Here is a 20,845-nt window from a genome sequence, read left to right as displayed (position 1 = left end):
CGTTTTGCCCCCTTTTTACAGCTTGCCGATCAGCGGGTTTGCGAACAGCAGGATAAATGCGATAGCAAGACCATAAAGACCTGTTGTCTCGGCAACTGCCTGACCTAAAAGCATGGTTGACATAATATCACCTTTTGCTCCCGGGTTTCTTCCTACTGCACTTGCACCATATCCGGCTGCGATACCCTGACCTACACCAGGACCAATACCTGCGATCATTGCAAGACCTGCACCAATTGCAGAGCATGCTAATACCAGTGCCTTACCTGTAATTCCATCCATGAGATGTACCTCCTAATATTAAAGTATGATTTGTAACTGTTCACTACCTTCACAGTTACGATTTCTTGATGTTGCCAGATGATGCCGCACACCTGCTGCGAACGGATCCGCTTCCAGTGCTCTGACATCTTTAGCTTTCCTGCGGCATTTTCTGTGAAGTAAATACCATTGTCAGCATACAGAACACATAGGTCTGTATTGCGCCGGAGAAAAGATCAAAGTAAATATGAAGAAATCCCGGCCAGCCCACTGCAAATTTCGAAAGCAGTGAGTAGATCAGTGACATCATAACCGTTCCGGAAAGCACATTTCCGAACAGACGCAGTGACAGAGAAAACGGCACTGCGATCTCTCCGATCAGGTTGATCGGGAAGAGAATCGGGATCGGCTTAAACAGATCGGTAAATGCACCGAACTTGTTGTACTTCACATTGTTGTACTGTATGATACAAAATGTGATAATTCCCAGTGGAAGTGTTACGCCATAGTCCGCTGTCGGAGGACGAAGTCCAAACAGACCTGAGATATTGCTGACAAAAATAAAGATAAAGATCGATCCGATGTAGTTGCGATATTTCTTCGCATAGCTTCCCATGCTTTTCTCTACCATATCGTCCAGCATTTCCACGATCATCTCAACGATGTTCTGGAAAAATCCCGGCACTTCCTGTGCGTGATGCATCGTCCGGTTTGCCGCAAGTGCAAACACAAACAGTACCAGCATCACCACGAGTATGCTGACATGCGTGGTCGTGATCCAGAATTCCTGTCCGAATAACCTGTACTTGAACAGTCCATGGATCATAAAATCCACGTCACCACTTGCCGCCAGCAAAAAACCTGCTCTCACTCATTCACCTTCTTTTCTTTTTTATTTTCTGAAGCAAAGGCTGCATATATGCTCCGACTTTCAGAGTCATCACTCCAAGCAGAACGCCGATCATACTGCCAATTTCAAAATAGGCAGTAATAAAAAATACAACCAGCACGACTGCCATACGGATGCCATACATACGGTACATATGTTTCGAAGCATCGCCCTCTGACATATCAAGTGCATCTTCTAAACTGTACCTGATGTGCCATGCCATAAAAACGGCAACGCCGACTCCGATCCACAGCCCCAGTGAAAAAAAGACCTTTGCATCAGAAAACCACACAAAGACTGCCTGAAACAGTATTCCACATAATAGGATACCGGAAATCAGACTTTTCAATACCTTATCTTCCATGTTTCTTTTCTCCTTTTTTCGGAATAAGCTGTTTTAAGATCAGATAACAGTTGCGTACACCTGCTGCGATACCAAAGAGAAGCAGCACGATCACGCTGTGAAACCCGAAGCGCTCATCCAGCCAGTGGCCTGCGAATACGCAGAGAATGATCGGAGCCAGCATAGAAATCCCAAGCTGTGTGACCATAGCAAGATTCTGCATCACTTCTTTTTCAAACTTCATTTTTCCTCCTCATACTCCATCTTCGCCTTTTCTGATACATGATTTCTTTTTTACTTCTTTGTAAATGCAAAAGAGCATTTACCACAAATTTTAGTTTATCTTACTTTTCCCTTTTTGTCTACCAAATCTGGTATACATTCCCCCAAAAATGCCAAATTTTTATACACTTTCAGGGAAGTGTCGAAATACGCTTCCAGATTCTGACACAGCAGACACAGCATAGATTTTCCAGCTTTCTGTTGCAATCTTTCCGGCACTGTGTTATACTTTGAGCCGTTGCAAAGCCCTTAAAAACAAGGTCTTATCGGGCTTGCCGGCGGTCACCGCCGTAAAATGTGCTGAGTGTTCGTGACCTTCCACTCATAAAACAAAACTAAAGGAGAAAAATATCATGAAAAAGTCTAACAAAGTAACCTTTTTAACCCAGGCTGCTGTGATCGCAGCGATCTATGTCGTGCTGACGATCATCTTTGCACCGTTCAGTTTCGGTGAAGTACAGGTTCGTATTTCTGAAGCACTGACCGTCCTGCCATTCTTCACACCGGCTGCGATTCCGGGACTGTTTGTCGGATGTATTATTGCCAACCTGTTCGGCGGTGCAATCCCTGCTGATATTGTTTTCGGCAGCATTGCCACACTGCTTGGAGCCCTCGGAACTTATGCCCTGCGTAAAAAGAGCAGATTCTTAGCTCCGCTGCCGCCGATCATTGCCAACACCCTGATCGTACCGTTCGTCCTTTACTACGGATACGGTGTCAATCTGCCGATCCCGTTTATGATGCTGACAGTCGGCATCGGTGAAGTACTTTCCTGCGGTGTGATCGGACTGGTTCTGCAAAGTGCCCTGAAAAATTACAGCCATGTGATCTTCCGCGACACAGTAAAAGCCTGAAAAGGTTATAAGATAAGTATAAAAAAACTTCTGAAATCCATACCGGATCTCAGAAGTTTTTTTATTTTATATGAGTTTTTTGTAAATACCCTTAACGCTTCTCAATCTTTTTTACAAACTTTTAACCTTAAATTTGCTCCCCGCTCCCTTGCTCTTAAATAAATCTTTATAATTCTGAACGGAACCTGCCGGAACCGTAAAGGTTGCCGTTGATTTGATTCCGCTAAATGCCTTGCTTCCCACGTTGCTCTTCGTCAGATACCCGGTCTTGAAAATGACCGTCTTCAGCTTGCCGGTTCTGTACAGTGCATATTTTCCCATACTGTTCAGTTTTGTCGAAACCACATTAAACTTCGTTATACCGCTGCATTCGCTGAACGCCCCCCTTTTGATCGTAGTCAGATTTTTCGAAGAAATATAGACTCTGTGCACCTGTGATACTCTGCGGAATGCCCGCACACCGATCATTTCAACAGACGGAAGTGTGATCCGATAATTGGTCGCACCGATCGTTGTCAGGCTTGTGCAGCCTTCAAATGCTTCCTGATAAATATTCTTTACATATTTGAGGGTGCTTACTTTTGTAAGAGATGCACATCCCTTAAATGCATATTTTCCAACTTCCGTCACACTGTACGGAACGGATACATAGGTGATCTTTGTGTTTCCTCTCAGTGCCCCTTCTGCGATCGCCGTTACATTATACGTTATGCCGTTGATCTCCACCTGAGATGGGATGCTCACGGAAGTGATCTCCTCATCCAGCACGCCCGCGTAGGAAACTGCTTTGCTTCTGGTGCTTACAAGATACTTGCCGCCCGTTTTGCTGTCCATCAGAACCGTTCCGGCAGTCGGTGCCACATAGCTGACCGGCAGCATGGTGGTCTGTTTCAGATACGGATAACCGCCGTTTTCTGCTGCATTCAAAGCCCAGATGCCATCGAAATCAAAATCTTTGAAATAGCTCTGTGTCTTGATCTGCACATCATTGAGTGCCGTTGCTGTTCCGGTAATGCAGTTTCCTGTTTCAAATGCATAGACCGGATTCATGCTGTAATAGTAGCTGTTTGAAATGCTGCAGCCGGATGTCTGTGTGCTGCCTGCTGCCATTGTGGACGTGCCGACCATGCCGGATGCCACAGAATAATAAAACTGAATACCGACACATTTGTTGATCACGACCTGACCGTTCCCTGCTGTGATCTTCGCTACGATATTGGCCCCTTTTTCCAATACGCCTGCGTTGTAGCAGTTTGCGATCTCAATGTTTCTTGCCGCTGCCAGATTTGGGATCTCTGCTGCACCGATCAGTCCTCCTGCTGTTACCGCACTGACCTCTCCGATGTTATAGCTCTCTGTCAGCTTCACAGATGCCGCCCCTTCCTGGTCATCTGTTGCCTGTACAAGTCCGATCAGGCCACCGGCATTTGCCGTTCCGGCTACAGTCGCACTGTTAGCGATCCTCGAGATCACGATATCTGTCCCCTTCAAAACACCCGCCAGTGATCCGGTATTCCCGGTACCTGTAACACTTCCGGTGATCGTGATATTCTGGATCGTAACTGCACTTTTTTTGCCGGTTCCGATGACATTTGCAAGTGCACCGGCATCGCCGCTGCCGCTGATCTGCACACTCGATAAATTCAGGTTGCTCACCGTTCCCTCTTCAAGCACCTGGAACAGTGCATGTTTCAGCCCTTTGATCGTATGGTTGTTTCCATCCAGTGTACCGCGAAATACAGAAATACTTGCCTGTTCTGCACTGTTCAGATCCAGATCCGCCATCAGCATATACTTTCCGTCCGGCTTGGAAGATAACAGACTCAGGTCACTGACCTTGTAAATGCCTTTGTATCCTTCCGGAACATTCGGGTCCTGTGTCTCCGTCTCAGATTCCTTTTCACTCTCGGACTCAGACTGACTTTCCGACTCACTCTGACTTTCGGACTGTGACTCGCTCTGTGTTTCCGATTCACTCTGGCTTTCAGACTGTGTCTCGCTCTGGCTTTCGGACTCTGCCATCAGGCTGATATCGTTCTGTGCCCCTGCTGCAAAACTGAGCTGCCCTGTCGGCATGGCAATGGTAACACCTGCAAGCAGGCAAGCAAGTAAATATTTTCTGCGTTTCATACGTTTTGTACCTCCTTTATCATCGAACCGAACAGAAAACACCCACGCTTTCTCTTCAGCATTTCACATTTTCTCCGCCTGTCATCTCCTGACAGATACTTTCAAGAATGTCGTGGGCAATCTTTTCATGTACTGCACTTCCCGATCCCCCCGACACATACATGGTACATAACAATTTTGATACAAATATGTAAAATTGTAAATATTTGTAATATTTTTGTAACGATTCAAAGATGCCAGGGTCAGAAGCCTGAAATCACGATGTGCTTGCACAGGAGTGGTTTTATGGCTTAATGACCCGCCCGATATGAGCATAAAAGTGGAGCGTAAGCTTCACGATATGCGAATGTCGGAAAGAATTGTGAGAGTACGAAGTACGGAACAATTCGTATGGCATCTTTGAATTTCAAAGACCAGGGTCAGAAGCCTAAAATCACGATGTGCTTGCACAGGAGTGGTTTTATGGCATCTTTGAATTTCAAAGGCCAGGGTCAGAAGCGATTAAAGCACGCATAAATCTCCTGTCTTCGTGGCATTGCCATCCCGGCCGGAATTTCTTTCTGCCCGCTCACACTTCCGATCCCTTCTTTTTCCAGTTTCCGGATCAGGGATTCCATCAGTGCCGTAAGATCTGTTGTTTTGCCGCTGTACTGCTCTTTTGCATATTTGAGAAGATACCCCAGTGTCTGGGTCTGCTCCCGGTCCGCAAGCTGCTCCAGATAGCGAAGATCCAGCTGTTCTTTGCCAAGCATCAGGCTTTCTCTTCCCATCACTTTTAATTTTTCGTGTTCTTCTACCATACCGGTTCCGCGGTAATTTTTCCTTCGTACCACAGAGCTTCCAAAGGATATACTTCTTTTTTCAGACGGCAGTGCAAAGCCTTCTGCCTTACAGTCCGGTTTTTTATATTCTTTCAGCAGTTTTCTGGTTTTCTCTGTAATATCCACCGGACAGTAATTGTCCATCTGAATGATCTGATCTGCGATATAAAAATACGAACCACAGCTTCCGACTACCAGGATCGTAGAGATGCCTGCCTTTTCATAGAGATCTCTCGCCCGCTCCAGAAACGGCGTGATCGGCTCCTTGTCCTTCTGGATCACACGCTGCATCAGCTCATCACGCACCATAAAATTCGTTGCGGAAGTGTCTTCATCAATCAGCAGAACCTGGCTTTTCGCCTCAATCGCTTCTATAATATTTGCCGCCTGTGAGGTACTGCCGCTGGCATCCAGGGTAGAAAATCTTCTGGTATTTCTTCCATTTGGAAGATGATTGATAAACAGCGAAATATCGACATCCTTGATCTTTCTGCCATCCTCCGCCCGAAGTTTCCAGGCAGTATCATCCGTGATCACAAATTCTCTTCCATCTCCGGCGATGTGATCGTAAACGCCTTTTTCGAGTGCCTCAAGCAGCGTCGATTTTCCATGATAACCGCCGCCGGCGATCAGCGTGATCCCTTTTCTGATCCCCATACCTGTGATCGAACCACGATGTCGAAGCTGTATGGTGATTTCCATGCTCTTTGGGGACTGAAACGGGACGGCATCCTTCATCGGCAGATCAGAATTTCCGCTCTGTCTTGGCAGAATCGAACCATTTGCCACAAATGCGATCAGACCTCTTTTCTTTAATTCTTCCCTTATTACCCTCTGATCCTCTTTTAAACAGATCACCTGCTCGGTCTCTCTTTCCAGAACTTTTCTGTGATACAGAGACATTTCCACGCACTTCGGAAGATACACAAACAGAATCTTTTCCAGTTCGCCGGAATTGATCGTGCGTCCATTTGCCGGAAAACCGACAAAAAAGCGGATGTGGATGCCTTCCTTTGTGATCTCACAGGCAGTTCGCTCCAGAACTTCCTGTCCGCAGTGACTGACCTGGATCACACCGCTCTTACCGGAGCCTTTTGCCTGGTAACAGAATTTTGCGGATATTTCCGCAAAACGTCGGAGCAAAGCATCCTGCAATGCAACCTTGCTGCACTTATCCCAATAATATCTTTCCGGAAATTTTGCCTTGCTGTGCGGCACAAAAATCCGCAGCGCGGACGGTGCTGCGAATGGATCACCCTGCACATGCTCGATAAAAAGCTGGTAATCCGGGAACTGATATGCCCCTTTCAGCCCCTTGTACGCCGGATAACTTTTACGGTTGATACTGCGGAGCTCTCTTTGAAGCTCTTCTGCCATTTTCATTTTCGATACCTCACTATATGACATTTATACTATGTTTTATATGATATTCATTTTTCCGGGCTTCTGTCCGGCAAAAAATTTTACTCTGCTTTTCCAGAATCTTCCGGAAAATATTCCCCAAGATAGGTTTTTGTTTTTGGCTTCGCCGCCTCCAGATGTTCTTTCATCTGAGCTGCCGCCATATCAACTTCTTCTTTGAGGCCGGCAGCGGACAGCCTCTTTCCGCCCTGTCCCATGATGATCACCTGTTCCAGTCCGTCGGAAGTTGCTACTGTAACCTGATATTTCCTGCCGATCGCATGGACGGTCTTTTCGATAAACATATCGGCTGTTTCTGCCTCTTTTGTATAGACCACATGGATATTGTGGTATTTTGTGATCTCCTCCCGGTGTCCTTTCACACGGTAAGCATCAAATACCAGAATCAGCGTACACTTGCGATACCCCTGATAATTGCACAAAATATCTTTCAGGCGGTCTCTCGCACTGTCAATGTTGATCTTTGACAGCTCTTTTAACTCTTCCCAGGCGAAAATAATGTTGTAACCGTCCACCAGAAGGTATTCTTTTTCCGCTTTTTTCGGTTTTGCAGGACGATAGACCGGCTCGGAAGCTGTGACATGTACTCTGCGATATTCCTGCTCGGACGGAAGCCTTCTTTTAACTTCTCCGTACGTGCGGGCAAAAATCTCTTCCAGCTCTTTTTCGCCCCTCCAGTAATCTGCCTGTCGCTTTTTGTATTCTGCGGAACTGATCCAGCTGCCGTCTGCCTGTCCACTTTCGCTTCTTTTTTTATCATCAGATGCCTGTTCCCCGTCTACTGACTGCATATCTGCGATCCTGCGTTCTTCCAGATGCATATAGTCTGGAACCTGATCCCACGGAACGACAAATCCGGCTCCGTGTGCACAGAATACCGATCCGGTCGGATTCATCAGATCATGCTCCGAATCATAATCATATGCCGCGATCACTTCTTCTGCATTGTGACATTCGATATAACCGCCAAAACTGCAGACCAGATTTCCAAATCCTCTTGTGTAGGAAATAACTTCTTTCTGATAACCACGCATTGTGGAAACCGGAGCCCTGCCTTTGATGCCTGCCATCTTGTCCTCGATCATCGGCTGCTCAAAGTCTGCCCCCATATTCTGAAGATCCGTCATCGCTCTTCCGACATTCTCCATCGGAATCTCCAGACAGAATTCATAACACGGCTCCAGCAGAATACTTCTGGCACGCTTCAGTCCCTGACGCACAGCCCGATACGTCGCCTGACGGAAATCACCGCCCTCGGTGTGTTTCTGATGTGCTCTTCCTGCGATCAATGTAATCTTGATATCTGTGATCGCCGAACCGGTCAGCACACCGATATGCTCTTTTTCCTCCAGATGCGTAAGGATCAGCCGCTGCCAGTTCCGGTCCAGCAGATCTTCGCTACAATCCGTATCAAATTGAACGCCGCTTCCACGCTCCAGAGGCTCCAGAAGCAAATGCACCTCCGCATAATGACGCAGCGGCTCAAAATGTCCGATGCCTTCCACAGGTCCTGCGATCGTCTCTTTATAGACAATGCTGCCCTCTCCAAATGAGACATCCACGCCAAACCGCTCTCTGATCAGGCTCTGCAGAATCTCGATCTGCACATCTCCCATCAGCTTTGCATGAATCTCCGAACTCTGTTCTTCCCATACGATGTGCAGCTGCGGCTCTTCCTCCTCCAGCTGACGCAGTTTGCGAAGCATCTGATGGGCATCACATTCCGGCGGCAGTTTGATCTTATAGGAAAGCACCGGCTCCAGCAGCGGAATCGTGCTTTCTTCTTCTAGGCCCAGACCTTCCCCTGCAAACGTATGATCCAGTCCGGTGACCGCACAGACCATCCCTGCCTTTGCCTCCTTTACCATCTCATAACGTGCCCCGGAATAAATGCGGATCTGGTCGACCTTTTCTTCCCAGATCTCCGTCTCCTCTGCATTGCGATTTTCACCTTTGAGCAGCATCTTGACCTTCAGCACGCCGCCGGTCACTTTGAGGTAGGTCAGCCGGTTTCCCTGTGCATCTCTTGCAATCTTGAAAACTCTGGCTGCAAACTTATCCCCGTATTTTCTTTCTGCCGTATAAGTTTCCACACCTTTCAGAAATTTGTCCACACCTTCCTCTTTCAATGCAGAACCAAAATAGCACGGAAATACTTTCCGCTGTGCGACCATTTTTACAATATCTGCCTCTTCTACTTCTCCCGATTCCAGATAATGCTCCAGCACCTCTTCCTCACACAAAGCCAGGTTCTCCAAAAATGCCGCATCCCATTCTCCGCCAAAATCAAGGCAGGAAGTACTCAGCTCTTTCTGAAGACTGGCAAGGAGACGCTCCTGCTCTTCCTGCTTTTCCTCATCATTTCCTTTGAACTGATCCATTTTGTTGATAAACAAAAACACCGGGATCTGATAACGCTCCAGGAGTCTCCAGAGCGTCCTGGTATGTCCCTGCACACCGTCCGCCCCGTTGATGACAAGCACCGCATAGTCAAGCACCTGAAGCGTCCGTTCCATCTCCGCCGAAAAATCAATATGTCCCGGTGTATCCAGAAGCGTTACTCTCATATTTCCGATCCGAAACACCGCCTGCTTGGAAAAGATTGTGATGCCCCGCTCCTTTTCCAGTTCGTAATTATCGAGAAAGGCATTCTTTTTATCGACTCTGCCTATATTGTCCACAATACCGCCCTTGTGCAGCATGGATTCGGAGAGCGTCGTCTTTCCGGCATCCACATGAGCCAGGATCCCGAGTGCGATCTGTTTTTCTTCTTTATATTTTGAGGTATCTCCCATTGAAAATGCCCCTTTCTGTAGTGTAATAATCTGACTGTTATCATACCACAGAACGGGGCTTTCGTAAAATGCTGTATTATTTTTCCTTTTTATACTGTTCCAGTGCTTTCACCACCCGGTATCCGCCATATCCTGCTGCAATCCCAACCAGCACACCGCCGAGTACATCGGTCGGATAGTGTACATACAGATACATTCTGGAAAATGCAATCAGACATGCAAGAACCAATGCCGCTTTCCATGCCCTTTTCTCACCGGCAAAAGAAAGTGCCACCACCGCAGTAAAAGAAGCTGCCGTATGTCCGGACGGAAACGAATAATCCACCGGTCTTTTTACCAGAAGTTCGATGGATGTTCTGATGTCATACGGCCGTACTCTGTGAAACAGATTTTTTAAAATACCGTTGCACAGAATCAGGTCAAGAATCAGTGCTGCAAGCAAAATATATCCGCTTCGTCTGCCGGATTCCCCGAAAAGTCTGCACGCTATTCCGTCTTTTGTTCTTCTGATCTTTGGATTAATCAGCAGGGCAATGGTCAGTAAAATCCAGATGATCCCGGCATTTCCAAGTGATGTGATCAGACACATCACGCCATCCAGAACTGGCGTATGTATCTTTTGCAGTGCATCTAAAATCTGAAATTCGATTTGCATTTTTCCACCTCTTTTGTTTTTAAGCTCATTCATCTGCGAGAGCTATTTCATATTAATCGCTCTTTCTAAACAATCCGGAGAAATTTTTCTAAACGTTTTCTAAATTCTGCCCTTTTGCAGATTTTTTTGCCAGACCAGAACTCCGTCCTCTCCTGGCAGTTCCAGTTTTTCGTATCCAATTGCTTTAATAAATGCAATAGATGATTCATTTTGCGGGTGAATAAAAGCATGGAGTGAATCCGCCTGCAAAACTTCCGCTGCAAACCGTTCCGTCATCGAAACGGCTTCTCTTGCAAATCCCTGTCGCCGCCAGTCTTTCCCGATCAGATAGCCAAGTTCCAGTACGCTCTGTCCCTGATATTCTCCGTTTTCAATGCCAACTCTTCCGATAATTGCACCGCTTTTTCGCTCGAGCACTGTCCAGATCCCGTAATTATAAAAACGGTACATGCTGCGGATATAATGACGAAAATTTTCTCTTCCTTCCTCACCTTCAAACTCCGGATTCGGCAGATAATCCAGCATCCCTTCTTCCTGGTAGAGCTTCCGGAAAGCCGTAAGATCCTCCTCCACGCTCTCGCGGATGCAGATCCGATCCGTCTTTGCAATGATCCACGGCAATCCGTGATGTCGCATATAAATAAGCTGCAGATACTCTACATCCAGCTCTTCAAATCCCTGCACGACCATGTCCACACCGGACACACTACGGTTCGTTCCCGGTGTCTCATAGAAAATAACTGCGATGTTGTGTTCCTTCGCATAATCAACATCCGAAAACTGATCCGTAATCGCCAGAATACTGTCTTTTTCTTCTTTTACCTCGGAAAGTTCTTTTTCTTCGATTCTTATATTATAAGACAAAATTTCTTCTTTTAACTTTGAAATGTCTTTTTCACATGTTTTCGCCTGTAAATGAAATACGACTGTTTTCATAGATAGCGTCCCCTCTGAAAATCTCCTTGTCTCCTGCAAATTTGCATGATATACTTTCTAGGATATATCTGTTGAAGGTATATCCTACAAAATGCCCACGAATTGCTCCGTTACAATGTAACTCCCACAATTCTATAAAACATTCGGAATTCGCAGATTTACGTTGTAAATCGCTGCTTCCTCATGTTTTAGCGGGTTACAAGCTCAAATGTCTTATCTTGCAAGCAAGAACGACATTTTGATCTTTTACCCTAGCATTTTATCATTATACCGCATTTTAGAAAGGAAGTATACAATTATGGCTCAAAATCCAGTTATTACAATTACCATGGACAACGGCGATGTGATCAAAGCTGAGCTTTATCCGGAAATCGCACCAGTTTCTGTAAACAACTTCATCAGCCTGGTGAAAAAAGGCTTTTATGACGGTCTGACTTTCCACAGAGTCATCGAAGGTTTCATGATCCAGGGCGGCTGCCCTCTGGGAAATGGTACCGGCGGTCCTGGCTACACCATCCGCGGCGAATTTTCTCAGAATGGCTTCCATAATCCGCTGAAACATGAAGCAGGTGTTCTGTCCATGGCCCGTGCCATGCATCCGGATTCTGCCGGCTCTCAGTTCTTCATCATGCACAAAGCAGCACCACACCTCGACGGTGCATATGCTGCCTTTGGTAAAGTGACCGATGGTCTTGATGTTGTAAATAAAATTGCTGAGACAGATACCGACTGGAACGATGCTCCGCTCGATCCTCAGGTAATCCGCACAATCACCGTTGATACATTCGGCGTTGATTATCCGGAACCAGAAAAATGTTAATCTGACACTGCCGGATATTTACTGATCCTGGGATGCTCTTCGGAGCATCTCAATTTCTTTTGCCCAGCCTTCCTCATCGTTCGGTGTTTCCAGGATAAACGGCAGCCCCTGAAGGTGTGGATGTCGCACGATCCTCTCAAATGCCGGAAGTCCGATCTTACCTTCTCCGATCCTTGCATGGCGGTCTTTGTGGCTGCCTCTCTCATTTAAGCTGTCATTGATATGGATCGCTTTCAATCTCTTCAGACCGATCACCCGGTCAAATTCTTCTAATACTCCATCGAGATCATTTACGATATCATAACCGGCATCCCATACATGGCAGGTATCCAGACACACGCCCAGTTTGTCGGAAAGTTGAACCTTTTCCATGATACTTTGCAGCTCTTCAAACGTCCTTCCGACTTCTGTTCCTTTTCCCGCCATTGTCTCCAGAAGTACGGTTGTTGTCTGTTCTTTTTTCAGATTTTCGTTGAGCATTTCCGAAATCAGGCGGATTCCTTCCTCGGTTCCCTGACCGACATGGCTTCCCGGATGAAAATTATAATAATTTCCCGGAATGTATTCCATACGCCTCAGGTCATCTGCAAATGCCTCTCTGGCAAAGGTCCGCACCTCCTCTTTGGCTGCACAGGCATTTAAAGTATAAGGAGCATGTGCTACCAGTTTCCCAAATCCACTCTCTTCTGCAATTTTCAAAAATTTATCCACATCTTCCCGCCTGATCTCCTTCGCACTTCCGCCTCTTGGATTGCGTGTGAAAAAGGCAAACGTATCCGCTCCAAGCTTTAATGCCTGTCTTCCCATGGCCGCATAGCCTTTGGATGATGAAATATGGCTTCCTATATAAATCATGATTTTCTGTCTCCTTTCCGCTAAATACGATTCGTTTCCATTTTATGTTCTAAATGATGTTAAGGGCAAAATGCCTGGCAGCTTTACATCCTGATAGCACAAAAGCCGCCTCGAATCCTGTGAATTCGAAACGGCTCTGTTATCGTTTTATAAATTGATGTCCGGATTATACCAGCTCAAGCAGAACTTTCATAGCGTTATCGCCTTTACGAAGACCAATCTTAACGATTCTTGTGTAACCACCGTTACGTCCTTCGTATTTCGGAGCGATCTCTGTAAACAGTTTGTCTACCATGTCTACCTGTTTTGTGTTTTTCTTCTTTCCTGCTGCTTCTGTAGGAACTTCTGTTACCGGGTACAGAACTTTCAGCATCTGACGACGAGCGTGCAGTCTGGAAGGATTGTCTTTTTTGATTTCTTTCTGTACTTCATCGTATACAGTTACTTTCTTGCCGTCTACGACTTCTTTTACTCTCTTACCGTCTTTGTCTTTACGTGCTACTTTAGCAGTAACGGTAACCGTTTCGAAGTTGTCTTTTTCTTTAACAGCCAGAGCGATCAGACCTTCTGCAACTTTGCGGATTTCTTTAGCTTTCTGTTCTGTAGTAACAATTTTTCCATGATACAGCAGAGATGTAACCTGTCCTCTGATCAGGGCTTTTCTCTGGTCTGCTGTTCTGCTAAGTTTTCTATAACCTGCCATTTTATTTTCCTCCATTTGTGGAACATCTGCCAATGCTCTTCGGGCTTACTTGACAGATGCTGTCTTGTCCATAATGTCCAGTGCCGGGATTGCCAAGGCTACTATCCGCCTGCACTGTATATAACTCGGGTTGAATTTTATTCTTCGCTCGGGTTGAGCTGTAATCCCAGCTCTTTCAGCTTGCCAAGTACTTCTTCAAGTGATTTACGTCCGAGGTTACGAACTTTCATCATATCTTCCGGAGTCTTGCTGCAAAGCTCTTCTACTGTATTGATACCTGCTCTCTTCAGGCAGTTGTAAGAACGTACGGAAAGTTCCAGTTCGTCGATGTTCATCTCCAGAACCTTTTCTTTCTCATTGCTTTCTTTTTCAATCATGATCTCTGCTGATTTCGCATTCTCAGACAGATCGATGAACAGATTCAGATGAGCACTCAGAACCTTTGCTGCAAGGCTGACTACCTCATCCGGAGCCAGTGTTCCGTTTGTCCAGATATCCATGGTCAGTTTATCGTAATCGGTTACCTGACCTACACGGGTATTCTCGACTTTATAGTTTACACGGTCAACCGGTGTGTAGATAGAATCTACTGCGATCACACCGATCGGCATATCATCTGTTTTACCTTTATCCGCACTGATATAGCCTCTGCCCTTGGTGATGGTCAGTTCCATATACAGTTTGCAGTTTGTACCGCCGTTCAGGGTTGCGATAACCTGATCCGGATTCATGATTACGATATCGGAGTCTGCCTTGATATCAGCAGCGGTGACAACGCCTTCGCCTTCATACTCGATGTATGCAACTTTCGGCTCATCTGTTTCGCTGTTGTTCTGAATAGCAAGGGACTTGATATTCATGATGATCTCTGTAACGTCTTCTTTTACTCCCGGAATTGAGCTGAATTCATGGAGTACACCTTCGATCTTTACCTGGCTTACTGCTGCTCCAGGTAAAGATGAGAGCATGATTCTTCTAAGTGAATTGCCGAGTGTTGTACCATAACCTCTCTCCAGAGGCTCAACAACAAATCTTCCGTATTTCTTATCTTCTGAAATCTCAGCTATTTCAATTTTAGGTTTATTAAAATCGAACATATAGTCCCTCCTTGTTGGGTTATTTGGTGTATGAGGGGTTCTACGCACCGTAGTACGGTGCTATTTATTACTTAGAATACAGCTCGACGATAAGCATCTCGTTTACAGGAACATCAATCACTTCTCTTGCTGGAAGCTCTTTTACCGTACCTTTGAGTGCTTCCATATCGCAATCCAGCCATTCCGGTACCAGTCTGCCGCCTGTTACTTCTACGATATCTTTATATCTCTGCATAGATTTGCATTTTTCTTTGATTTCGATAACGTCGCCAGCTTTTACCAGATAAGATGGAATGTTTACCTGCTTACCGTTTACTGTTACGTGTTTATGATCTACGATCTGTCTTGCTTCTCTTCTTGTTCTTGCAAAACCAAGACGGAATACTACGCTGTCCAGTCTGGATTCCAGCATAACCATCAGGTTTTCACCTGTCATACCCGGCATTTTTTCAGCTTTTTTGTAGTAGTTACGGAAAGGTTTTTCCAGAACACCATAGATGAATTTTGCTTTCTGTTTTTCGCGAAGCTGCAGACCGTACTCACTCATTTTACGGTTTGCTCTCTTCAGCTCTCTATTGGATTTTTTATCATATCCTAAGTAAATCGGATCCATACCCAGGGATCTGCATCTTTTAAGAACAGGAACTCTATTTACTGCCATTTCGCTAACCTCCTAATTAGACTCTTCTACGTTTCGGTGGACGACAACCATTGTGTGGAACAGGTGTTACGTCGCGGATGCTTGTTACTTCCAGACCACATGCCTGAAGAGCACGGATTGCTGCTTCACGACCTGAACCCGGTCCTTTTACAAATACATCTACCGTCTTGAGTCCATGAATCAGAGCTGCTTTTGTTGCAGTCTCTGCAGCCATCTGTGCTGCATACGGAGTAGATTTCCTTGAACCTCTAAATCCCAGACCACCGGCACTTGCCCATGATAAAGCATTTCCTTCTGCATCTGTCAGAGTTACGATTGTATTATTGAAAGATGACTGAATATGTGCCTGTCCGCGTTCAACGTTTTTCTTAACGCGCTTTTTTGTCACTTTTTTGGTAACTTTTTTAGCCATTTTAAACTAACCTACTTTCTTTTCGCTTTCTATAGTTAACTTGATCTGCTTTGCAATTTCCTGCTCAGGTCTTATTTCTTCTTGTTTGCAACAGTTCTCTTAGGACCTTTTCTTGTTCTTGCGTTTGTCTTAGTCTTCTGACCACGAACCGGAAGACCTTTTCTGTGACGGATTCCTCTGTAGCATCCGATCTCCTGAAGTCTCTTGATGTTCAGAGCGATCTCTCTTCTCAGATCACCTTCTACTGTATAATGCTCGTCCATTACGTCACGGATTCTGCTTACTTCTTCGTCAGTCAGATCTCTTACGCGAGTATCCGGATTAACCTTTGCATCTGCAAGGATTTTGTTAGCGCTTACTCTACCGATACCGTAGATGTAAGTCAGACCAATTTCGATACGTTTTTCTCTTGGTAAGTCTACACCAGCAATACGTGCCATGTAATTATTCCTCCATTTTCTTTGAGAATGTTATGTACAGCCCGCCATCCGGGTATGATAACGTCTGAAATGATGTGTACATTTTCATTCTTCCTTATATTGTCCCTAATTGAGGCTTACGGCAAAACCGTCCGCCCAGCCGCACAAAAACCGTACAGCCTTTCCGTATTTGCGACGGTACTCACAAATCCGGTATTACAAGCAATATATCATGGTCTGCGACAGTCAGCCGATATCTTCTGACACACGGGACTGTCGTCCCTTTCTCACCCATATATATTGTTATCAGCATAAACAACGCCGCCTGGCGGTTCATACTGCAGCCGCACTTAATTCAAATAAACAGTTCTCAGTTTGTTATAAATTAACCCTGACGCTGTTTATGTTTCGGGTTCTCACAGATGACTCTGATGCTTCCCTTTCTCTTGATGATTTTGCATTTTTCGCAAATCGGTTTTACAGATGATCTAACCTTCATGGTTCTGCCTCCTTTCACCAATGTTACCCCTAAAATCAGGTGCAAATGGACATAAAAATTGCGTAATTCCGCAAAGTCCGAATATCAGTATAGCACCTGTCTTTTTAAATTGCAAGCCTATTTTTCTTTCTATATAATGTAAAACATATTTTTGTGGAATCTGTACAGAATATATGCTATTATATGTGCATAATTATCGGTATTGTAAGTGTTTCAGGCTTTTGACCCTGGCATCATTTTACGATACTACAATCGGAACATTGTTTATTTTTTTCAATTCCAAGGCATTCTTCTTATGTTTCTTGTTATAATTCACCAAAACAATGTCTGTGAAGTGCATATCTGATATGAAGTGCTCATGACATCACAAAAATAAGGGAGAAAAATATGATTTTAAGTAAAAAAACAAAACATGGATTCTTGTCTATGGGGCTTGCTTTTGGCATACTGACCTCATCCGTCGTTTCGCCTGCATCTGTTTCTGTTTTTGCCAGCGACTATTCTGCCAGAAATGTGCTCTCTGATGCTTATATCCGGTCACAGATCCCGGCATCGGTATCAGAAGAGAGCATAACCTCTGCCGCTGTCCGAAGCGAGGCACGGCAGCTTCAGAGCAGCAAAAGAGCATTTGATCTTGATCTGTCCGGCCAGTCATTTGACGGTTCCGGCGGAATCGATTACTCCAAAAATACAGAGTACATGGATGTATTGAAAAATCTGAAAACGACTCAGAACGATCAGACGATCATCCTTCGTTTTAAGACTTCATCCGATGGTCTGCTCTTTGGTGCCGGCACCGATGCAATGACCACCACCGGTAAAAATATGACGGTCTCGATCCGTGACGGCAAACTGCGTCTTGTGATGCGTAATACAAAAAAAGCAAATGGTGCACCTGCCGGCGGCCTGAAGGGTTCTTTCAATGTCAACCTTGCCGATGGAAACTGGCATACCGTTGCTATCAGTTTCCTGCCGTCTCTTAATTATGTCAATGACAACGTACGCATCGCCGTGGACGGCACGAACCTGAACTATGCTTCCAACACCTGGGGCAGTTCCTGGAAAGCAGGCTTTAACCAGGGAGCCGGGGCAGACTACAACCTGCTTCAGATCGGCGGCGGTTCTTATGTCGGTGTCAACAACAACGACTACGCTTCTGCCAATTTTAACGGTAAGATTGATTTTATCACCGTGATCGACAAAGCCTACAGAATGGATGACCTGAAATCCATCTCCTACGAACAGGTCAGCTCGGTCACTGCCAAACTCAATGCCATGCGTCAGAGCGGAACCGGCAAGACATGGCTCTTCACCGGCGGTACAGAGGCGGTTGCCGATTTTAAAAACTCCTCTACCATCCGTAACTGGATTGGGCTTTTTGAGGATACCATGCGCAGCGGCGGCAGCTATATTGAAAGAGGACGTTTCGTATTCAATACAGCCCGTCGCGGTTCCGATGTTGCTTCTATTCTTGCAGATTACGACAAACAGATCGATGCTTACCACACGGAGGCAGTAGCCATCTCAGTTGGTGCCGAAGACTACAGCAAAGGCCAGGCAGGACTGGATACCTTCAAAGAAAATCTGAAAAAACTGGTGGATAAAATCAATGCTTCCAGAAAACTTGCCGTTGTGATCACCCCTTATCCATCCAAAGACCCTGTGCAGAATACAAACATTGCTCTTTACAAAGCTGCCATTGATGCTGTTGTCTCTGAAGATGCAAAAATCGTAGATTTCTCTTCTATCGCAGTTTCCAATATCAACGATGACGGCACTCTGACACTGGAAGGTCATCAGGCGGCTGCAAACCTTCTGAAAAACGCACTTGGCTTCGGAAGCAGTACAACTTCCTACAATTTTCACCTGAAAAACCTCGCACCAGGCTCTTACCGCACAGAAAAGAAGGAAAATGCTGATCAGATTATCGCAAAAGCAAACGACACCACTCTGGAAGTTCATGCAGGCGGCGTTTCTGACTCCGGTGCAAAACTTACCTACACACTGACGGACAGTAACGGACAGATTTTCTCCGGCAGTGCTTCTGCTTCTGATTTCACGGTATCCGGTCTGAAGGCAGGAGAAACTTACACTTTGACGGTCAGCGACAACAGCCGCTCCGATGGTGTAACGGAAACCTATAAACCGATCAGCATCAAGATTACGGATGGCTCTACCGGTACACTTATTTCTGAAACTTCCGATTCTGAGTACGATTTCTCCGATTTGCTGAAATCCAAAAAATCGTTAACTTACTTGTTTATGGGCGACAGTATCACTCATGGCGTTGTAACAAACGGCTACGACAACGTACCGCAGCTTTTTGCCAAATATCTGGATGAACTCGGAAGAAAAGATGACGTTGTAATCAATACCGGCGTTTCCAACGCCACCATCGCAACAACTCTGGATCAGATTGAAACGCGGCTGAAACGCTACCAGCCGGATGTCGCTGTCATTATGCTCGGCACAAACGACTGTGCAAAAAATGGTGAAAACAACGTCGCAGCTACCGGCTCCACCAGCAACGGTGCGATCAGCGTTACCGAATTCAAGAATCGTTATAAAACTCTGATTCGTGAAATCCACAAAAACAATGCCAATACCCGCATTGTTCTGCGTGTTCCATGTGCAATGATCAATTATGGTCAGCGTCAGGAGACTTTCGAGGCGTTCTTTGCTTCGATCCCGGAAGTAGCAAAAGAAATGAAAACAGAAATACCGGGACTGGAGATCGCTGTTGTCAATCATCTTGAAAACTGGAACAATTATCACGATACAGTTCGCAATGACAACCTGAGCAATCCAAACTACGCAGATGCAGATAGCCTCAACTGTGGCTGGTTCTCACCGGACGGCCTGCATCCAAACGGACGCGGCAACATCGCCATGTTCCAGCAGATCATCAAAGAGCTGAACCTGTATCAGGCAAATTCCGAACTGGCAAATTTCTCTTATGCACTGAGTGACTGGACAGATGCCTCCAATATCAAAGTCGTTGCAGAGCAGAAAGATGATCAGGCTTCCCTTGCCATGAATCAGTTTGCTTCTTATACAAATGGGCTGCGTGATGTGACTCTGACACTGACCGCCCAGAACGGAACATCCATTTCCAAAACAACAGCTTATGATGCAAACGGCAGCGTTTCCCTGGATACATTGGATAAAACAAAAGATTACACCCTTCGTGTCACCGGAACTGATAAAACAAACAGCAAACAAGTAACGTTCGCTTCTGAACTTACAAAAGAGATCACACCGGACCCGATTCCAGATCCAGACCCGATTCCAGATCCGGAACCAAAACCAGATCCGGAACCAAAACCAGATCCTACTCCGGATCCAACACCAACTCCTACTCCGGATAAGCCGACAGACAATCAACCGTCCAACCCTGGCACTTCCGATACAACAAAGGGTTTGAAAAAGGGAGACATCGTTGCTGTTGGCAAGTACTCTTATCAGATCACGAATACCGCAAAGAAAACCGCTGCCTTTGCAGGTCTTGCCGATAAGAATGTGAAAAAAGTATCGATCGCCGCTTCCGTGAAGATCAACAATGCTGCATACCGCATCACTTCCGTCAAGGCAAATGCCCTGAAAGGCAAAAAGAAAATCACCAGCGTAACGATTGGCAAAAATGTTGCCACAATCGGTGTAAAAGCATTCTCCGGATGCAAAAATCTGAAAAAGATCACTGTGAAAACAACCACTTTAAAGAAAGTCGGAAAACAGGCATTTAAGGGAATCCATAAGAAAGCGGCAGTAAAAGTGCCAAGAAATAAAAAGACAGCTTACAAGAAAAAATTCCGTGGAATCTTTTCAAGTGCCAATTAAAAAGTTGTCGGTGGTTTCCTGGCAGGTGTAAGGAATGGAAATGCCGCACATTTTAAAATACTGTTTGCAAATAAATCGTATTGCATGTGCAAATGAACGAATTCCCCGAAGGGCACGTAAAAGTGCCTTCTTGGGAATTGTTCATTTTGCACAT

At 45.5% G+C, this 20,845-nt stretch carries 19 protein-coding genes; 3 read left to right on the top strand and 16 right to left on the bottom strand.

The window, feature by feature from the left end; genetic code table 11:
* Window positions 1–15 precede the first annotated feature (15 nt).
* The 4 genes from atpE to LKD42_RS08285 form a co-directional block, all read right to left on the bottom strand.
* Window positions 16–282: an ATP synthase F0 subunit C gene (gene atpE, locus LKD42_RS08300; RefSeq protein ID WP_022119859.1), complete on the bottom strand. Its 267-nt coding sequence runs from the start codon at window positions 280–282 to the stop codon at window positions 16–18.
* Between the two features lie 130 nt (window positions 283–412).
* The gene (gene atpB, locus LKD42_RS08295) at window positions 413–1,087 is read right to left on the bottom strand and encodes a F0F1 ATP synthase subunit A (RefSeq protein WP_248835410.1); all 675 of its coding nucleotides are present in this window, start codon (window positions 1,085–1,087) and stop codon (window positions 413–415) included.
* Window positions 1,088–1,136: 49 nt separating this feature from the next.
* Complete coding sequence (locus tag LKD42_RS08290; protein WP_248835399.1) at window positions 1,137–1,514, bottom strand: ATP synthase subunit I; 378 nt, start codon at window positions 1,512–1,514, stop codon at window positions 1,137–1,139.
* Window positions 1,504–1,737 (bottom strand): AtpZ/AtpI family protein, encoded by a 234-nt coding sequence (locus LKD42_RS08285; protein ID WP_248835398.1) that lies wholly within the window; start codon window positions 1,735–1,737, stop codon window positions 1,504–1,506. Before LKD42_RS08285 ends, LKD42_RS08290 begins: the two co-directional genes overlap by 11 nt.
* Before the next feature lie 391 nt (window positions 1,738–2,128).
* Between LKD42_RS08285 and LKD42_RS08280 the strand changes: the two genes are divergently transcribed.
* Complete coding sequence (locus LKD42_RS08280; protein ID WP_248835397.1) at window positions 2,129–2,629, top strand: QueT transporter family protein; 501 nt, start codon at window positions 2,129–2,131, stop codon at window positions 2,627–2,629.
* Between the two features lie 111 nt (window positions 2,630–2,740).
* Here the strand turns inward: LKD42_RS08280 and LKD42_RS08275 are convergent, their stop codons facing one another.
* From LKD42_RS08275 to LKD42_RS08255, 5 genes are all read right to left on the bottom strand, one after another.
* Complete coding sequence (locus tag LKD42_RS08275) at window positions 2,741–4,759, bottom strand: leucine-rich repeat protein (protein WP_248835396.1); 2,019 nt, start codon at window positions 4,757–4,759, stop codon at window positions 2,741–2,743.
* A 491-nt stretch (window positions 4,760–5,250) separates the two neighbouring features.
* Window positions 5,251–6,963 (bottom strand): ABC-ATPase domain-containing protein, encoded by a 1,713-nt coding sequence (locus LKD42_RS08270; RefSeq protein ID WP_248835395.1) that lies wholly within the window; start codon window positions 6,961–6,963, stop codon window positions 5,251–5,253.
* A gap of 80 nt (window positions 6,964–7,043) precedes the next feature.
* Entirely contained in the window at window positions 7,044–9,797 is a 2,754-nt protein-coding gene (locus tag LKD42_RS08265; RefSeq protein WP_248835394.1) for a translation factor GTPase family protein, read from the bottom strand.
* A gap of 76 nt (window positions 9,798–9,873) precedes the next feature.
* On the bottom strand, window positions 9,874–10,452 hold the full coding sequence (locus LKD42_RS08260) for a phosphatase PAP2 family protein (RefSeq protein WP_248835393.1): 579 nt from the start codon (window positions 10,450–10,452) through the stop codon (window positions 9,874–9,876).
* A gap of 99 nt (window positions 10,453–10,551) precedes the next feature.
* Window positions 10,552–11,388 carry a GNAT family N-acetyltransferase gene (locus LKD42_RS08255; protein ID WP_248835392.1) on the bottom strand — a complete coding sequence of 279 codons (837 nt, stop codon included), beginning with the start codon at window positions 11,386–11,388 and terminating at the stop codon, window positions 10,552–10,554.
* A 298-nt stretch (window positions 11,389–11,686) separates the two neighbouring features.
* Here LKD42_RS08255 and LKD42_RS08250 point away from each other — a divergent pair, with 298 nt between their 5' ends.
* Window positions 11,687–12,208, top strand: coding sequence for a peptidylprolyl isomerase (locus tag LKD42_RS08250; RefSeq protein ID WP_147632285.1), 522 nt, complete (start codon window positions 11,687–11,689; stop codon window positions 12,206–12,208).
* Window positions 12,209–12,226: 18 nt separating this feature from the next.
* Here LKD42_RS08250 and LKD42_RS08245 read toward each other — a convergent pair whose 3' ends face one another.
* From LKD42_RS08245 to rpmJ, 7 genes are all read right to left on the bottom strand, one after another.
* Window positions 12,227–13,063 (bottom strand): deoxyribonuclease IV, encoded by an 837-nt coding sequence (locus LKD42_RS08245; RefSeq protein ID WP_248835391.1) that lies wholly within the window; start codon window positions 13,061–13,063, stop codon window positions 12,227–12,229.
* A gap of 166 nt (window positions 13,064–13,229) precedes the next feature.
* A complete protein-coding gene (locus LKD42_RS08240; RefSeq protein ID WP_173867100.1) occupies window positions 13,230–13,766 on the bottom strand; it encodes a bL17 family ribosomal protein in 537 nt (178 codons plus the stop codon).
* 137 nt (window positions 13,767–13,903) lie between these two features.
* Window positions 13,904–14,863 (bottom strand): DNA-directed RNA polymerase subunit alpha, encoded by a 960-nt coding sequence (locus tag LKD42_RS08235; RefSeq protein WP_022119846.1) that lies wholly within the window; start codon window positions 14,861–14,863, stop codon window positions 13,904–13,906.
* 67 nt (window positions 14,864–14,930) lie between these two features.
* Window positions 14,931–15,524 (bottom strand): 30S ribosomal protein S4, encoded by a 594-nt coding sequence (gene rpsD, locus LKD42_RS08230; protein ID WP_022119845.1) that lies wholly within the window; start codon window positions 15,522–15,524, stop codon window positions 14,931–14,933.
* A gap of 16 nt (window positions 15,525–15,540) precedes the next feature.
* Window positions 15,541–15,936, bottom strand: coding sequence for a 30S ribosomal protein S11 (gene rpsK / locus LKD42_RS08225; protein WP_022119844.1), 396 nt, complete (start codon window positions 15,934–15,936; stop codon window positions 15,541–15,543).
* A 71-nt stretch (window positions 15,937–16,007) separates the two neighbouring features.
* On the bottom strand, window positions 16,008–16,376 hold the full coding sequence (gene rpsM, locus LKD42_RS08220) for a 30S ribosomal protein S13 (RefSeq protein ID WP_022119843.1): 369 nt from the start codon (window positions 16,374–16,376) through the stop codon (window positions 16,008–16,010).
* A gap of 364 nt (window positions 16,377–16,740) precedes the next feature.
* A complete protein-coding gene (rpmJ, locus tag LKD42_RS08215) occupies window positions 16,741–16,854 on the bottom strand; it encodes a 50S ribosomal protein L36 (RefSeq protein ID WP_003497809.1) in 114 nt (37 codons plus the stop codon).
* A gap of 387 nt (window positions 16,855–17,241) precedes the next feature.
* Here rpmJ and LKD42_RS08210 point away from each other — a divergent pair, with 387 nt between their 5' ends.
* The gene (locus LKD42_RS08210; RefSeq protein ID WP_248835390.1) at window positions 17,242–20,691 is read left to right on the top strand and encodes a GDSL-type esterase/lipase family protein; all 3,450 of its coding nucleotides are present in this window, start codon (window positions 17,242–17,244) and stop codon (window positions 20,689–20,691) included.
* Window positions 20,692–20,845 lie beyond the last annotated feature (154 nt).

The organism is Hominisplanchenecus faecis (assembly GCF_020687205.1).
Lineage (GTDB): Bacteria > Bacillota > Clostridia > Lachnospirales > Lachnospiraceae > Hominisplanchenecus > Hominisplanchenecus faecis.
The sequence above is the reverse complement of the archived record's forward strand: the minus strand, read 5'-3'. Positions and strand labels throughout refer to the sequence as shown.

Bases quoted from the DNA above. Each gene is read 5' to 3' on its own strand.
- atpE (WP_022119859.1), bottom strand. From the start codon at position 282: ATGGATGGAATTACAGGTAAGGCACTGGTATTAGCATGCTCTGCAATT.
- rpmJ (WP_003497809.1), bottom strand. From the start codon at position 16,854: ATGAAGGTTAGATCATCTGTAAAACCGATTTGCGAAAAATGCAAAATC.
- LKD42_RS08245 (WP_248835391.1), bottom strand. From the start codon at position 13,063: ATGATTTATATAGGAAGCCATATTTCATCATCCAAAGGCTATGCGGCC.
- LKD42_RS08290 (WP_248835399.1), bottom strand. From the start codon at position 1,514: ATGGAAGATAAGGTATTGAAAAGTCTGATTTCCGGTATCCTATTATGT.
- rpsM (WP_022119843.1), bottom strand. From the start codon at position 16,376: ATGGCACGTATTGCTGGTGTAGACTTACCAAGAGAAAAACGTATCGAA.
- LKD42_RS08240 (WP_173867100.1), bottom strand. From the start codon at position 13,766: ATGGCAGGTTATAGAAAACTTAGCAGAACAGCAGACCAGAGAAAAGCC.
- LKD42_RS08275 (WP_248835396.1), bottom strand. From the start codon at position 4,759: ATGAAACGCAGAAAATATTTACTTGCTTGCCTGCTTGCAGGTGTTACC.
- LKD42_RS08280 (WP_248835397.1), top strand. From the start codon at position 2,129: ATGAAAAAGTCTAACAAAGTAACCTTTTTAACCCAGGCTGCTGTGATC.
- rpsD (WP_022119845.1), bottom strand. From the start codon at position 15,524: ATGGCAGTAAATAGAGTTCCTGTTCTTAAAAGATGCAGATCCCTGGGT.
- rpsK (WP_022119844.1), bottom strand. From the start codon at position 15,936: ATGGCTAAAAAAGTTACCAAAAAAGTGACAAAAAAGCGCGTTAAGAAA.
- LKD42_RS08210 (WP_248835390.1), top strand. From the start codon at position 17,242: ATGATTTTAAGTAAAAAAACAAAACATGGATTCTTGTCTATGGGGCTT.
- LKD42_RS08235 (WP_022119846.1), bottom strand. From the start codon at position 14,863: ATGTTCGATTTTAATAAACCTAAAATTGAAATAGCTGAGATTTCAGAA.
- atpB (WP_248835410.1), bottom strand. From the start codon at position 1,087: ATGATCCATGGACTGTTCAAGTACAGGTTATTCGGACAGGAATTCTGG.
- LKD42_RS08255 (WP_248835392.1), bottom strand. From the start codon at position 11,388: ATGAAAACAGTCGTATTTCATTTACAGGCGAAAACATGTGAAAAAGAC.
- LKD42_RS08250 (WP_147632285.1), top strand. From the start codon at position 11,687: ATGGCTCAAAATCCAGTTATTACAATTACCATGGACAACGGCGATGTG.
- LKD42_RS08265 (WP_248835394.1), bottom strand. From the start codon at position 9,797: ATGGGAGATACCTCAAAATATAAAGAAGAAAAACAGATCGCACTCGGG.
- LKD42_RS08270 (WP_248835395.1), bottom strand. From the start codon at position 6,963: ATGAAAATGGCAGAAGAGCTTCAAAGAGAGCTCCGCAGTATCAACCGT.
- LKD42_RS08260 (WP_248835393.1), bottom strand. From the start codon at position 10,452: ATGCAAATCGAATTTCAGATTTTAGATGCACTGCAAAAGATACATACG.
- LKD42_RS08285 (WP_248835398.1), bottom strand. From the start codon at position 1,737: ATGAAGTTTGAAAAAGAAGTGATGCAGAATCTTGCTATGGTCACACAG.